11 protein-coding genes and 2 pseudogenes are annotated in these 14510 nt (G+C 72.6%); 4 read left to right on the top strand and 9 right to left on the bottom strand.

Going from position 1 to position 14510, the window contains the following annotated elements; genetic code table 11:
- Nucleotides 1-36 precede the first annotated feature (36 nt).
- Nucleotides 37-147: pseudogene (locus tag ACFW2E_RS24450) on the top strand (MOSC domain-containing protein); the annotation flags it as partial.
- A gap of 233 nt (nt 148-380) precedes the next feature.
- On the opposite strand, the pseudogene ACFW2E_RS24445 reads toward ACFW2E_RS24450, so the two are convergent.
- A pseudogene (locus tag ACFW2E_RS24445) lies at nt 381-593 on the bottom strand (LLM class F420-dependent oxidoreductase); the annotation flags it as partial.
- A gap of 50 nt (nt 594-643) precedes the next feature.
- Between ACFW2E_RS24445 and ACFW2E_RS24440 the strand changes: the two are divergent.
- Nucleotides 644-2125, top strand: coding sequence for a CehA/McbA family metallohydrolase (locus ACFW2E_RS24440; protein WP_384469214.1), 1482 nt, complete (start codon nt 644-646; stop codon nt 2123-2125).
- 283 nt (nt 2126-2408) lie between these two features.
- Here ACFW2E_RS24440 and ACFW2E_RS24435 read toward each other — a convergent pair whose 3' ends face one another.
- Together ACFW2E_RS24435 and ACFW2E_RS24430 are read right to left on the bottom strand one after the other, a co-directional pair.
- Nucleotides 2409-3527 carry a PP2C family protein-serine/threonine phosphatase gene (locus tag ACFW2E_RS24435; RefSeq protein ID WP_384469212.1) on the bottom strand — a complete coding sequence of 373 codons (1119 nt, stop codon included), beginning with the start codon at nt 3525-3527 and terminating at the stop codon, nt 2409-2411.
- A gap of 161 nt (nt 3528-3688) precedes the next feature.
- The gene (locus tag ACFW2E_RS24430; protein WP_384469211.1) at nt 3689-4204 is read right to left on the bottom strand and encodes a GNAT family N-acetyltransferase; all 516 of its coding nucleotides are present in this window, start codon (nt 4202-4204) and stop codon (nt 3689-3691) included.
- Nucleotides 4205-4256: 52 nt separating this feature from the next.
- Between ACFW2E_RS24430 and ACFW2E_RS24425 the strand changes: the two genes are divergently transcribed.
- Nucleotides 4257-4652, top strand: coding sequence for a nitroreductase/quinone reductase family protein (locus tag ACFW2E_RS24425; RefSeq protein ID WP_384469210.1), 396 nt, complete (start codon nt 4257-4259; stop codon nt 4650-4652).
- 3 nt (nt 4653-4655) lie between these two features.
- Here the strand turns inward: ACFW2E_RS24425 and ACFW2E_RS24420 are convergent, their stop codons facing one another.
- From ACFW2E_RS24420 to ACFW2E_RS24395, 6 genes are all read right to left on the bottom strand, one after another.
- Nucleotides 4656-6116, bottom strand: a complete 1461-nt coding sequence (locus tag ACFW2E_RS24420) for an aldehyde dehydrogenase family protein (protein ID WP_384469209.1) — start codon at nt 6114-6116, stop codon at nt 4656-4658.
- Nucleotides 6113-7843: an amidohydrolase family protein gene (locus ACFW2E_RS24415; RefSeq protein ID WP_384469208.1), complete on the bottom strand. Its 1731-nt coding sequence runs from the start codon at nt 7841-7843 to the stop codon at nt 6113-6115. The genes ACFW2E_RS24420 and ACFW2E_RS24415 overlap by 4 nt, the downstream gene beginning before the upstream one ends.
- 13 nt (nt 7844-7856) lie before the next feature.
- On the bottom strand, nt 7857-8975 hold the full coding sequence (locus ACFW2E_RS24410; protein ID WP_384469207.1) for an LLM class flavin-dependent oxidoreductase: 1119 nt from the start codon (nt 8973-8975) through the stop codon (nt 7857-7859).
- 106 nt (nt 8976-9081) lie between these two features.
- Nucleotides 9082-9852 carry an SDR family NAD(P)-dependent oxidoreductase gene (locus tag ACFW2E_RS24405; RefSeq protein WP_384469206.1) on the bottom strand — a complete coding sequence of 257 codons (771 nt, stop codon included), beginning with the start codon at nt 9850-9852 and terminating at the stop codon, nt 9082-9084.
- Between the two features lie 9 nt (nt 9853-9861).
- Nucleotides 9862-10785 carry an LLM class F420-dependent oxidoreductase gene (locus ACFW2E_RS24400; RefSeq protein WP_384469213.1) on the bottom strand — a complete coding sequence of 308 codons (924 nt, stop codon included), beginning with the start codon at nt 10783-10785 and terminating at the stop codon, nt 9862-9864.
- 2 nt (nt 10786-10787) lie between these two features.
- Nucleotides 10788-12020, bottom strand: coding sequence for an amidohydrolase family protein (locus ACFW2E_RS24395; RefSeq protein WP_384469205.1), 1233 nt, complete (start codon nt 12018-12020; stop codon nt 10788-10790).
- Between the two features lie 208 nt (nt 12021-12228).
- Here ACFW2E_RS24395 and ACFW2E_RS24390 point away from each other — a divergent pair.
- On the top strand, nt 12229-14510 hold a 2282-nt coding region (locus ACFW2E_RS24390), incomplete at its 3' end, for a BTAD domain-containing putative transcriptional regulator (RefSeq protein WP_384469204.1).

Here is a 14510-nt window from a genome sequence, read left to right as displayed (position 1 = left end):
GACGTCTGCGGCGCCCGGATCGGCGAGCGCTGGCGCGTGGGCACCGACCTGGTCCTGGAGGTCACCTCCGGCCGCATTCCCTGCCGCACCTTCCAGGGCCATCTGGGTGAGGAGCGGTGGGTGAGGCGCTTCACGGAGAAGGGGACGCCGGGCGCGTACCTGCGGGTGATCGAGCCCGGGGAGATACGCCAGGGCGACCCGGTCGAGATCGTCCACCGGCCCGGCCACGAGGTGTCCGTGGCGCGGACGGTGGCGGGGGGGTCGAGCGCGGGGGGGCTGCGGGCCCCCCGGCGCGCGGGGGGGGGGGCGGGCGTGGGTGCGGGCGCGCGGGCGCCCCGCGCCCCCCCCGCCGCGCGCCCCCCCCGCGGGGGGGGGCCGGGGGCGGGCGGCCCCGGGGCCGGTGGGGGGGCGCGGGGGGGGCCGCCCCCCGGGGGCGGGGCCCCCCCGGCCGGGTACGGGGTGGCCCGCTCGACGGGGATGTGGGTGTGCTCGGGCAGGTACAGCCCAGTGAATCCGCGCTGCTCCAGCTCACGGGCGAGCCGGACCGGGGTGATGGTCTCGTCGGTGAGGAAGATCGTGACGGCGATTCGCATGCCCCCGGTGTACCCAGGCGCGCACGAGAAGTCCATACCAACCGGTCAGCATCCCTGGCGCCCGTCACCGGCGCCCGTCGCGCGCCGATGACGGGACCGTCCGCCGCGGCTACGTTGGAAAGGTGAGGACGATACGCGGCACCCTGCCGCCCGGCTCCCCGGACTACGTCTACGTGCCCGTCGAAGTACCGCCCGGCGTAAGCGAGTTCAGGGTCTCCTACACCTACGACAGGCCGACCGTCCCGCCCGGCACCCCGGGTAACGCCCTCGACATCGGACTCTTCGACGAACGCGGCACCGAGCTGGGCGGCGAGGGCTTCCGGGGCTGGTCGGGCGGCGCCCGCACCGAGTTCTTCGTCCGCGCCGACGGGGCGACGCCCGGCTATGTCCCCGGCCCGCTGCGGGAGGGCACCTGGCACGTCGTCCTCGGCCCCTACACGGTGGCGCCGCAGGGACTGGACTACGAGCTGACGGTCACGCTCACCCACGGGGAGCCGGGCACCACCGTGCCGCCGGTGTACCCGCCCACCCGCGCCGCGGGCCGGGGCCGGGCCTGGTACCGGGGCGACTGCCACCTGCACTCCTGGCACTCCGACGGCCGCCGCACCCCGGCGGAGATCGCCGCGCTCGCACGCGCGGCCGGCCTGGACTTCGTCAATTCGTCCGACCACAACACGCACGCGGCACACGCGCACTGGGCGGACGCGGCCGGTGACGACCTGCTGGTGCTGCTGGGCGAGGAGGTGACGACGAGAAACGGGCACGTGCTGGCCCTGGGCACGGACCCCGGCACCTTCGTCGACTGGCGCTACCGGGCGCGGGACGGCCACTGGCCCCGCTTCGCCCGGACGGTCCACCGCTCCGAAGGCCTGGTGGTCCCCGCCCATCCGCACGCCACCTGTGTCGGCTGTGCCTGGAAGTTCGGCTTCGCGCAGGCGGACGCGGTGGAGGTGTGGAACGGCCCCTACACCCCGGACGACGAGGTGGCTCTGGCGGCCTGGGACGCGCGGCTGGTGGCCTCGGTGCGCCAAGGGCCGGTGGACTGGCTCCCGGCGATGGGCAACAGCGACACCCATCGCGACCCCGACGTGGTCGGCCTGCCCCAGACGGTCGTCCTGGCCGACGACCTGACGCGGGAGGCGATCCTGGCGGGTCTGCGCGCGGGCCGGGCGTACGTGGCCGAGTCGGCGAGCGTCGCCCTGGACTTCACCGCGACGGACGGGAACGGCGAGCGCGCGGGGATCGGCGAGCGGCTGGCTTCGGCCCCGGACGCGCCGGTGACCGTACGCCTGGAGGCCTCGGGGACCCCGCGCTGCACGGTCCGCCTGGTGACCGACCAGGGGGTGCTGTTCACGAGCGATCCCCTGCCGGTGACCGGCTCGGGGGTGGTCGAGTGGCGTACGACTGCGGCGTACGCGGCCTACGTACGGGCGGAGTTGCGGCACGAGACGGCGGCGGGGCCGGTGCCGGGGGCGCCGGCGGCCTTCACGAATCCGATCTTCCTCGGCCATCGCCAGGGGCGTGGCGGGTGACTGAGCCGGGAACAGTGACCGGCACCCGGAGAGACAGCTCGGGGATCTCGCGGCCCACCGCCGGGTCGCGGCCGATGGCCACGAGTGCCTCCCGTCCCCCTCCGTCAGGTCGCCGAACGCCTTCCTGGCGGGCTCGGCCTCCTCCAACGGGACCAACGGCCGGCCGGTCCGCCTCGACGCCGAGTCCCTGCTGGAGAGGTACCGGAGCCTCCTCGACGTCCTCAGGCGTCTCGAACGAGTTCCGGCGCCTGAGACCTGCGCAGGTCAGAGCCCCGTCCCAGGATCACAGGCTCAGGCGCCGCCGGGCGACGAGGGCAGCGATGTCGTCGTCGAGCTCACCGCCGCTGTAGGCGATCAGGTCGTGGTGGAGATGGTCGAGGAGCTGGTGGGGCGTCTCTCCGCTCCATGAGCGGATGCGTTCGGCGAGAGGGTAGAAGACGCCGGAGCGGTCGCGGGTCTCGGTGACCCCGTCGGTGTACAGCAGCAGCTGGTCTCCGGGGTGGAAGGGGGCGAGGTCGACGTGGTACCCGTCGCCCACCAGCATGCCCAGGTTGAGCGGCGGCGAGGGAGCTGCGGGCTGCAGCTCCCGGACCTCGCCGCGGTGCAGCAGCAACGGGGGCGGGTGGCCGCAGGTGACGGTCCGGACGACCGGTTCGTCGTCCGGGATCTCGGCGAGGAGCGCGGTGATGAAACGTTCGGCGACCTCCGAGCCCGGGAGCCCCGGGTACTGGGAGGCGTGGCGGCTCATGCTCGTCTCCAGGCGGCGCGCGAGGTGGGGCAGGTCGGGCGCGTCGTGGGCGGCCTCGCGGAAGGCGCTGAGCAGTGTCGCGGCCGTCTGGATCGCGAGCAGGCCCTTGCCGCGTACATCGCCGATGAGCAGCCGTACGCCGTGCGGGGTGTGTATCGCCTCGTACAGGTCGCCGCCGATCCGGGCTTCCGCCGCAGCGGCCAGGTACAGGCTTTCGAGCGTGACGTGCCCGAGGTGTCGCGGTACCGGGTGCAGCACCGCCAGCTGGGCGGTCTCGGCCACTGAGCGGACCTGAACCAGCTGATGGGCGCGCCGGCCCAGCAGGCGGTTGAAGAAGACGGCGAATGCCGCGATCGCCACGAGGGTGGCCAGCTCAGAGTAGGCGGTCGCATCCCGCAGCGCGTCGAAGTCCACCATCAGGCCGACAAAGACGGCGCACGCGCCCACTCCGATGAGCACGGTCCCCCACAGGGGCAGCAGCGCGGCGGCAGAGACCATGGCCGTGGCGAGGAAGGCATCCGGTCTGACGTCTCGGGGTGTGAAGAGGCCGACGATCAGGCCGATGATCAGCAGCAGAGCAGGCAGCACGGGCAGCAACCTGCCCCGCGCACCAGCGCTGTGCGGGACTCCGCGCTCCTCAGGAGACCTCGCCACCGTGCCGCTCCCCGCTCCCCAAGGTCACACAGGTCGAGCGGCGGCCCAGGTCAGGAAGCCAGGCCACCGATCTGGGCAATTTTATCGCCCTTCGCCCGTAACCTGCGAAAACATCCGGTGAGCGGCGCTGACGCGCAGGCGTCACCAGGTCCCCGTGCTTCTCAGCCGATGACCCGGCGCCACCTGACCTCGCCGTCCTGCCACTCCTCGGTGGGCGTGAGCCCGGCCGTGGCGGCGACGGCAGCGGACGCGTGGTGATCCGGATGGATGTGGGCCACGACAGCGGTCACCTCCTGCCGGGCCAGCCAGCCGGTGAGGGCACGGGCCGACTCCGAGGCGATGCCGCGGCCCTGCCAGGGGGTGCCGACCACCCAGGCGATCTCGGCGGCCCGGCCGCCGTCGGACGGGCCGATCGTCGCCTGGACCGTGCCCGTCAGGCGGTCCTCCTCGCGCAGCCGGATCACCCAGTTCAGCCAGGTGACGGCGGGGTCGGGGGAGCCGGCGGTGAGGCGCTCGTAGCGTGCGCGCAGGGACTGCGAGGTGTCCGGGGCGCCTCCGACGAAGGTGTGCAGAGCCGGGTCGGACAGCACCTGGGCCATCTCCTCGGCGTGCTCGACGAGCAGCGGCAGCAGGTCCAGCCTGGAGGTGCGGACGGGCTCGGCTGCGACGACACTCATGGGCGTACCTTGCCATCGACCGAACCGCCCCGCCATGAAGAGGTTCCGCCGTATGTCCCGCCGCACCGAACTGAAGCACCGGGTCGTCACCCGCTTCCAGCGCCACATCGGCAACCCGGTGCTGCGCCGGATCCCGCTCCAGACGGTTCTGGAGACCACCGGCCGCAGGTCCGGGCTGCCCCGCCGGACCCCGGTGGGCGGACGCCGGATCGGCGACTCGTTCTGGCTGGTCTCGGAGTTCGGCACGAGGTCGCAGTACGTCCGCAACATCCAGGCCGACCCCGCGGTACGCGTCCGGGTCCGGGGCCGCTGGCACGAGGGCACGGCGCATCTCCTGCCCGGGGACGACGCCGTGGCCCGCCTGCGCAGCCTGCCCCGGCTGAACAGCGCGGCGGTGCGGGTGCTGGGGACCGACCTGCTGACCGTGCGGGTGGACCTGGCGGGGTGAGCGTCAGCCGGGCCAGACGATCGCCTGCACCTCGCTGTACGCGTGCAGGGCGTAGACGCCCACGTCCCGGCCGACCCCGCTCTTCTTGAAGCCCCCGAACGGCGCCTCCATGTTGCGGCCGACGGTGTTGATCCCGACCCCGCCGGCGCGCAGCGTCCGCGCGACGCGGAACGCCCTGGCCACGTCACCGGACCAGACGTAGTCGATCAGGCCGTAGTCGGAGTCGTTGGCGAGGGACACGCCCTCTTCCTCCTCGTCGAAGGGGATCACGGACACCACCGGGCCGAAGATCTCCTCGCGGGAGACCCGCATGTCGTTCGTGCAGTCGGCGAGGAGGGTGGGCGAGACGTAGAAGCCCCGGTCGTGGGGCGGGCGTTCACCGCCCGTCACCACCGTCGCGCCCTCCTTCCGGGCGAGTTCGACGTACGACTCGATCCGGTCACGGTGTTCCGCCGAGATCACCGGGCCCACGACCGTGTCCGGCTCCCTCGGATTGCCCACCTTCAACCGGCCCGCGTACAGGGCCAGTTGCTCGACCAGCCGGTCGTACACGCCGCGCTGCGCCAGCACCCGCGTCGGCGCCGTGCAGATCTGGCCGCTGTAGAAGGAGAAGGTCGTCCCGATCCCCGCGACCGCCGAGCCGATGTCCGCGTCGTCGAAGACCAGCGCGGCGCCCTTGCCGCCCAGCTCCATCAGCTGCCGCTTCATCCGCCGGCCGCACACCTCGGCGATGCGCTGCCCCACCACGGTGGAGCCGGTGAAGCTCACCATGTCGACGTCGGGGGACGCCACGGCCTCCTCGCCGACCTCCACCGCCCGGCCGGAGACCACGTTCACCACCCCGGGCGGGGCGCCCGCCGCCTCCAGCGCCTCGGCCATCCGGTAGACGGACAGCGGGTCCTGCGGGGCCGGCTTCACGACCACCGTGTTGCCCATCGCCAGGGCCGGGGCGACCTTTCCGGCGGGGTTGGCCCACGGGTTGTTGTAGGAGGTGACGCAGGTGACGACGCCGACGGGCTGGCGGACGGCCAGCGCGCCCATCACGCCCGCCTTCCCCATCGGGCCCGCCTCGTTGACCTGCGGCGGGATCGCCCACTCGGCGGGTTCGACGCGCGCGTAGCGGCGGAACCGGGCCGCCGCCACCCCCACCTGCATCGCGCGGGCCGTCCCGGTGGTGGCGCCGGTCTCCGCCCGGGCCAGCTCGGCATACGGGACCAGGTGGCCGCGGATGATGTCCGCGGCCCGCCCGAGGACGGCCGCCCGTTCCTCCGGTGACTTCCGGGACCACGGACCGAAGGCCTCGCGGGCCGCGGCGCAGGCCGCGCGCACCTGATGCCGCGAGGCCTCCGGGGCCCGGCCGACGGTCTCCTCGGTCGCCGGGTCCACGACCTCGTAGTGGCCGGACTCCGGTTCCGCCCAGGCACCGCCGACGAACAGCCGCTGTCCGTCGGGCGAGGCGCTCACCTGGTGCTCACCGTCCTCGTGTCGCGTCCGGAGCGCAGCACCCTTCCGGGTACGGCCCCGCTCACCACGTCGTCCCGGATCGCCTCGACTCCGTTGACCCACACGGCCCGCACCCCGATCGCCCTGGAGTCCAGCCGCGGGCTGTCACCCGGCAGGTCGTGCACCAGGGTGGCCTGGCCGGCGTCGATCCGGTCCGGGTCGAACAGGACCAGGTCCGCATGCCAGCCCTCCCGTATCCGCCCCCGCTCCCGCAGGCCGAAGAGCCGTGCCGGGTCGCAGGTCAGCATCTTCACCGCCTGCTCCAGACCGAGCAGCTTGCGTCCGCGCAGGCAGTCGCCGATGAAGCGGGTGGTGTACGGGGCTCCGCACATGCGGTCCAGGTGCGCGCCCGCGTCCGAGCCGCCGAGCATGACGTCCTCGTGCTGCCAGGTCTCCGCCCTGAGCGCCCAGGACGCCGGGTCGTTGTCGGTCGGCATGGGCCACAGGACCGTACGGAGGTCGTCGGCCGCGCAGATCTCCACCAGGCAGGCGAAGGGGTCCAGGCCCCGTTCCTCCGCGATGTCACGGACCACCCGGCCGGTCAGCCCGGCGTTCGCCTCGCTGTACGTGTCGCCGATGACGTACCGGCCGAAGTTCGCCAGCCGCCGGAAGACGCCCGCCTCCTTCGACTGCGCGCGCCGGAGCATCTCCGCGCGCACCTCCGGGTCACGGAGCTTCGCGATCCGCTCCGGTACGGGGAGGCCGAGGACCGGCCCCCACCCGGGGATGAGGTTGAGCGCGCAGAACGTGCCGAGCGACATGTTCATCGGCGTGAGGATCGGCATGGTGAGCGCGACGATCCGGCCGCCCGCCTTCCGCGCCCGCTCGCTCGCCGTCAGCTGCCTGGGCACCCGCTCGGGAACCGCCGCGTCGACCGTCAGGACGTTCCAGTTCAGGGGGCGTCCGGCCGCCGCGCTCATCTCCACGAACAGGTCGATCTCGTCGTCGCTGAACTGGTCCAGGCAGCCCGCGACGATGGCCTCGATCTGGGTGCCCTCGTGTTCCCCGACGGCCTTCGACAGGGCCAGCAGCTCGGCGGGGAGCGCGTGCCGGGACGCCACCGGCTGCCCGTCGCCGTCCGAGTGGGTGGTGGACTGGGTGGTGGACAAGCCCCACGCGCCCGCGTCCATCGCCTCGTGGAAGAGCCGGAGCATCTGCGCGAGCTGCTCCGGCGTCGGCTGTCCGCCCACCGCGTCCGGGCCCATCACGTACCGCCGCAGCGCGCAGTGCCCGACCATGAAGCCCGCGTTGACGGCGATCCGGCCCTCCAGCGCGTCCAGGTACTCCCCGAAGGTGTGCCAGTTCCAGGGCGCGCCGTCCTCCAGGGCGACGAGGGACATGCCCTCCACCTTGGACATCATGCGGCGGGTGTAGTCGGCGTCCTCGGGGCGGGCCGGGTTCAGCGGGGCGAGGGTGAACCCGCAGTTGCCGGCCGCGACCGTCGTGACGCCGTGGTTGAGGGACGGGGTCGCGTACGGGTCCCAGAAGAGCTGGGCGTCGTAGTGGGTGTGCGGGTCGACGAAGCCCGGGGCGAGGACGAGCCCGGTGGCGTCCTCGCTGGTCCGGGACTCCTCGGTGACCTGGCCGACGGCGGCGATACGGCCGTCCCGTACGCCGACGTCGGCGGTGAACGCGGGCGCGCCCGTCCCGTCGACGACGGTCGCGCCCTTGATCAGATGGTCGAGCATGCTTGCGGCCCCCTCACGCGGCCTGGCGGAACCGCGTCGTCCGATGGACAGGATCCGTGTCGATCTCGGGGATCACGTGCTCGCCGATGAGGCGGATCGTCTGCAGCGTCTCCTCCTTCGGCACCCCCACCGGCAGCCCGAAGCTCAGCTGGTCGGCGCCCGCCTGCTCCCACCGCTTGCACTGGCGCCGCACCTCGTCCGGGTCGCCGCAGATCAGCAGCTCCTCCTCGACGAGGAGTTCGACGAACTCGGGGGTGTACTCGGGGAGGGTCTCCGGCCAGACCGGGAAGCCCTCGGGCCGCGGGAAGGTGTCGTGGTACCGGAAGACCAGCGAGGGCAGGTAGTGCAGCCCCCCGTTGGCCGCGATCCGGATCGCCTCGTCGTGCGTCGGCGCGCAGATCGCCGTTGTCGTCACCATCACGTTGTCGTTCACGAAGTCCCCGACGGGTTCCGCGTTCACGATCGCCGTCTTGTACTGCTCCAGCACCCACTCCATGTCGGAGACCTTCTGGATGCTGAAGCCGAGCACGCCGAGGCCCTTGCGGGCGGCCATGGCGTACGAGGGCGGCGAACCGGCCGCGTACCACATCGCCGGGTGCGACTTCCCGTACGGCTTGGGCAGGACCTTCCTGGGCGGCAGCTGCCAGTGCTTGCCCTGGAAGCCGGCGTACTCGTCCTGGAGCCACATCCTGGGGAACTCGGCGATGGTCTCTTCCCAGATCTCCTTGGTGTAGTTCATGTCGGTCACGCCCGGCAGGAAGCCGAGGATCTCGTGGCTGCCGGCCCCGCGCCCGCTGCCGAACTCGAAGCGGTTGCCGCTGAGGTGGTCGAGCATGGCGACCTTCTCGGCCACCTTCACCGGGTGGTTGACCTGGGCGAGGGGGTTGAAGATCCCCGAGCCGAGGTGGATCCGCTCCGTCGCGTGGGCGAGGTAGCCGAGGAAGACGTCGTTGGCGGAGAGGTGCGAGTACTCGTCCAGGAAGTGGTGCTCGGACGCCCAGGCGTACTTGAAGCCGGACTTGTCCGCCTGGATGACGTACTCGGTCTCCTCCATCAGTGCCTTGTGCTCGGCCAGCGGGTCGGTCTCGGCTCGCTTGCCCACGTATCCCTGTACAAAGAGCCCGAATTCCAAGGCGGTTCACCGTCCCTGCGTCTCCGCTTTATCTGACGCTCCGTCAGATTCAACTAGCGCCTGACTGTGGCACCGCGGGGGTGCACCGTCAATAGCTGACGATCGGTCAGATCACGCTGACGCCGGCCAGCCATCCGCCGTCGATCACGAACGGCTGCCCGGTGATGTAGGAGGAGTCGTCCGAGGTGAGGAAGAGGGCCAGCCTGGCCACCTCCTCCGGCCGTCCGATCCGGCCGAGCGGCACGAGCTTGCGGTACAGCTCGTCCAGGGCCCGGGTCATCTCCGCGGGATCCGCGTCCGGGTCCAGGCGGGACGGGTTGGACATCGCGGTGTCGATGGCGCCCGGACAGATGGCGTTGACCCGTATCCTCCGGCCGGCCAGTTCCAGGGCGGCGACCCGGGTCAGGCCCAGGACGGCGTGCTTGGTCGCCGCGTACGTCCCCACGGCGGCCATCCCGGTCAGCGCGGTGTACGAGGCGGTGTTGACGATCGTGCCCCCGTCGGCCATCTCCGGCGCGACCGTCTTCATACCGAGGAAGCAGCCGACCTGGTTGACCTGCACGACCTGCATGAACTCGTCGAGGGGCGTGTCCACGAGGGAGTTGAACCGCAGGATGCCGGCGTTGTTGACGAGCCCGTCGACGCGCCCGTACGCCCGCCGTACGGCCGCGAGGGCGTCCCGCCATTCGGTCTCGCTGCTCACGTCGAGGTGGACGTACAGCGCGCCGAGCTCCTTGGCGAGGTCCTCGCCCTGGTCGTCCAGCACATCGGCCACGACGACCCGCGCGCCCTCCCCGGCGAAGAGCCGCGCCTCCTGCTCGCCCTGCCCGCGCGCCGCACCGGTGACGATCACGACGCGCCCGTCCAGCTTGCCCATGTCCACTCCTCAGCCTCGGTCGAGCCCGGGGGCGACCTCGGCCCCGAAGGCGGTCATCTGGTCGGTGAGCTCGGCGCGTCCGCGGCAGCGGAACCGCACCTGGATCTGGTGCACGCCCATGTCCCGGTAGGCGCGCAGCGACTCGGCGAGGGCCTCGGGGGCACCGGTGAGGGTGCGGCGGCCGACGTCCCAGGCGGGCGTCCCGACGTACAGGGGCTCGCTGATGGCGCCGATGGTGAGGGGCGCCTCGATGCCCGCGCGCTCGCGGAGTTCCCGGATCCGGGCGATCTGGGCGGGCAGCCGGTCCCGCGGGTCCCCCTGCGGCAGCCAGCCGTCACCCTTGAGCGCGGCCCGGCGCACGGCGGCCGGCGAGGACCCGCCGACCCAGAGAGGGACGCGGGCCTGGGCGGGCCGGGGCCGCTGTCCGAGCCCCTCGAAGTCGTACACCTTGCCGTGGTGCTCGGGGAACTCCTCGGGTCCGAGCGCGGCCCGCAACGCGTCGATCTGCTCGTCGAGCACGGACCCGCGGTTGCGGAAGTCCGCCCCCAGGGCCGTGAACTCCTCCTCCACGTGTCCGGCGCCGACCCCGAGGATCAGCCGGCCGCCGGAGAGGTGGTCGAGGGTGGCGTACTGCTTGGCGGTGAGGAGCGGGTGCCGGAGCCCGACGACGGCGACATGGCTGAGCAGCCGGACGCGTCCGGTGACCGCGGCGAGGTGGGCGAGGGTGGCGACGGGGTCGTACCAGACTGTGCTCATGGCCGCGGCCAGCCGGCGCGGGATGGCGACGTGGTCGCAGCAGGCGATGTACTCGAACCCCGCGCGCTCGGCGGTACGGGCGATCTCGACGAGGTCGGCCGGGCCCGCGCCGGCCTCCCAGTCCTCGGCGTAGATGGTGCTCTGGGACTGGACGGGCAGCTGGATGCCGTACGCGATGCTCACCTGGGACCCTCCCAGAGCCCACTCCGGCCGAGCCCCAGCAGCTCGATGGCGTTCCCGCGCACGAGCCGCTCGACGACGTCCGGCGCCAGGTGCCCCATCTGGGCCTCGCCGACCTCCTTCGACTTCGGCCAGGTGGAGTCGGAGTGGGGGTAGTCGGTCTCGTAGAGCACGTTGCCGACCCCGATGGCGTCGAGGCTGCGCAAGCCGAAGGCGTCGTCGAAGAAGCAGCCGTGGACGTGCTCGGCGAAGAGCTCGGAGGGCGGCCGGGTGACCTTGTCGGCGACCCCGCCCCAGGCGCGGTTCTCCTCCCACACCACGTCGGCGCGTTCGAGGATGTACGGGATCCAGCCGATCTGTCCCTCGGCGTACATGATCCTGAGGTTGGGGAAGCGCTCGAACTTCCCGCTCATCAGCCAGTCGACCATCGAGAAGCAGCAGTTGGCGAAGGTGATGGTGGAGCCGACGGCGGGCGGTGCGTCGGCGGAGGTGGAGGGCATACGGCTGCTGGAGCCGATGTGCATGGCGACGACCGTGCCGGTCTCGTCGCACGCGGCGAGGAACGGGTCCCAGTCGTCGGTGTGGACGGAGGGGAGGCCGAGGTGCGGGGGTATCTCGGAGAAGGCGACGGCGCGCACGCCACGGGCGGCGTTGCGGCGGACCTCGGCCGCGGCGAGGCGGGCGTCCCACAGGGGTATGAGGGCGAGCGGTATGAGCCGCCCCCGCGCCTGCGGCCCGCACCACTCCTCCACCATCCAGTCGTTGTAGGCCTGGACGCAAAGGAGGCCCAGCTCGCGGTCCTTGGCCTCGGTGAAGGTCTGGCCGCAGAAGCGGGGGAAGGTCGGGAAGCAGAGGGCGGACTGGACGTGGTTCACGTCCATGTCGGCGAGCCGTTGCGGCACGTCGTACGAGCCGGGCCGCATCTGCTCGTACGTGATGACTTCCAGCTTGATCTCGTCCCTGCTGTAGCCGACGGCGGTGTCGAGGCGGGTGAGGGGCCGGTGCAGGTCCTCGTAGACCCACCAGTCGCCGACCGGGCCCTCGTCGCCCTTCCTGCCCATGACCGGCTTGAACCGCCCGCCGAGGAAGGTCATTTCCTTCAGGGGGGCACGGACGATACGGGGTCCGGTGTCCCGGAACTTCCTGGGGAGCCGGTCCTGCCAGACGTTCGCGGGCTCAACGGTGTGGTCGTCGACGGAGATGATCCGGGGCAGTTCTGTCCGGGTTTCCATGGCGCTCACGGTAGCGCTGATCTGACGACCCGTCAGCTCTCCTGCGGGCGCCGGTGATGACGGGGTCTGTGCGGAACTGTGCGGAGAGCCTGTGAGGGCCTTGTGGACTCCCGTGCGCCGCCCTGTGATCGCCGTCTCGCACGGCTGACGCATCCGCCGTGGACAAGGCAGACTGACGGAGTGGTTCGGGATGTCTAGGGGGACGGGCATGGACGGTGTACCGCGGGTACCGGAGCAGCGGCGCCCCGGCTCCTCTCAGGAGCCGGTGGCGCTGCGCTTCAGCGTGCTCGGTCCGGTGCGCGCCTGGCGCGGCGAGGAGGCCCTCAACACCGGCTCCCCTCAGCAGCGCGCTCTGCTCGCCGCCCTGCTGCTGCGTGAGGGCAGGACGGCGACCGCGGCCGAGCTGATCGACGCCCTGTGGGGCGCCGAGCCGCCCTCGCAGGCGCTGGCGGCGGTACGGACGTACGCGTCGAGGCTGCGCAAGATCCTCGACCCCGGGGTCCTGGTGAGCGAGTCCGGTGGCTACGCCGTCCGCGGTCTGCGCGAGGGCGCCCTGGACCTGGCGGTGGCGCAGGATCTTTCGGCGGACGCGGAGAAGGCGCGCAGCGCCGGGGATCTGTGCCATGCGCGGGAGGTGCTCAACCAGGCGCTGGGGCTGTGGGACGGGGAGCCGCTGGCCGGGGTGCCGGGACCGTACGCCGACGCGCAGCGCGTCCGCCTGGAGGAGTGGCGTCTGCAGCTCCTCGAGTCCCGGCTGGACATGGACCTGGAGCAGGGCTACCACGCGGAGGCGGTGTCGGAGCTGACGGCGCTGACGGCGGCGCACCCCCTGCGGGAGCGCCTGCGCGAGCTGCTGATGCTGGCGCTGTACCGCAGCGGCCGGCAGGCGGAGGCGCTCGCGGTGTACGCGGACACACGGCGCCTGCTGGCGGAGGAGCTGGGCGTGGACCCGCGACCGGGCCTGCGCGACCTCCAGCAGCGGATCCTGCAGGCGGACCCCGCGCTCGCGGAACCCTCCGCCCCGATGGCGGAACCGGCGGTGGTGCCGGTGCGTCCGGCGCAACTCCCGGCGACAGTACCCGACTTCACGGGCCGGGCCTCCTTCGTCGGGGAGCTGAGCGAGGTGCTGGCCTCGGCCGAGGGCCGGGTGATGGCGGTGTCGGCGCTGGCGGGGATCGGCGGCGTCGGCAAGACGACTCTCGCCGTGCACGTGGCCCACCAGGCACGGGCGGCCTTCCCGGACGGACAGCTGTACGTGGACCTGCAGGGCGCCGGGCCGCGGGCGGCGGAACCGGAGACGGTCCTGGGCTCGTTCCTGCGCGCCCTGGGCACGCCGGACTCCTCCATCCCCGACTCCCTGGAGGAACGGGCGGCGCTGTACCGCTCGGTCCTGGACGGGCGGCGGGTGCTGGTCCTGCTGGACAACGCGCGTGACGCGGCGCAGGTACGGCCGCTGCTGCCGGGCACGGAGGGCTGCGCGGCCCTGGTCACCTCCCGGGTGCGGATGGTGGACCTGGCGGGCGCGCACCTCGTCGACCTGGACGTGATGTCCCCCGACGAGGCCCTCGCCCTCTTCACGAAGATCGTGGGCGAGGAGCGGGTGGCCTCGGAGCGGGAGGCGGCGCTGGACGTGGTGGCGGCGTGCGGCTTCCTGCCGCTGGCGATCAGGATCGCGGCATCGCGCCTGGCCGCCCGCCGCACCTGGACGGTGTCGGTGCTGGCGGCGAAGCTGGCGGACGAGCGGCGGCGGCTGGACGAGCTGCAGGCGGGCGACCTGGCGGTGAAGGCCACCTTCGAACTCGGCTACGGCCAGCTGGAGCCGGCCCAGGCGAGGGCGTTCCGCCTGCTGGGCCTGGCCGACGGACCGGACATGTCACTGGCGGCGGCCGCGGCGGTCCTGAACCTCCCTGCGGAGGATACGGAGGACCTGCTGGAGTCCCTCGTCGACACCTCGCTCCTGGAGTCGGCGGCCCCCGGCCGCTACCGGTTCCACGACCTGGTACGCCTCTACGCGCGTGCGTGCGCGGAGAGGGATGAGCAGCCGCCGAGTGAGCGGGAAGCGGCCATGTCGCGGTTGCTGGACTTCTATCTGGCGACCGCGGCGGGCGTCTACGCGATCGAGCGGCCCGGGGACCGGCTGGTGGACGGCCTGGAGCCCACGGAGTTCCCGGGACTGCGCTTCGACGAGGGCACGGCGGCCCTGGACTGGCTGTACAGCGAGGCGGCACCGCTGCTGGCGTGTGTGCGGCAGTCGGCGGGGACCGGGCGGCTCCGACGGGGCGTGGACCTGCTGTGGGCGGCGAAGGATCTCACCGAGTCGGGCGCCAACTCCCATCAGTACGAGACGACCGCGCAAGCGATGTGCGCGGCGACCCTGGCGGCTGGGGACGCGCGTGCCGAGGGCAGGGCGCGGACCGTCCTCACGGATGTGCTTCTGGTCTCCGGGCGGATTCAGCAAGCGGAGACCGAAGCACTGGTCGCGATGGAGTT

The organism is Streptomyces sp. NPDC058964 (genome assembly GCF_042741275.1).
Taxonomy (GTDB): domain Bacteria; phylum Actinomycetota; class Actinomycetes; order Streptomycetales; family Streptomycetaceae; genus Streptomyces.
Note: the sequence above shows the minus strand (reverse complement) of the source record. Positions and strands in the feature narration are given on the sequence as shown.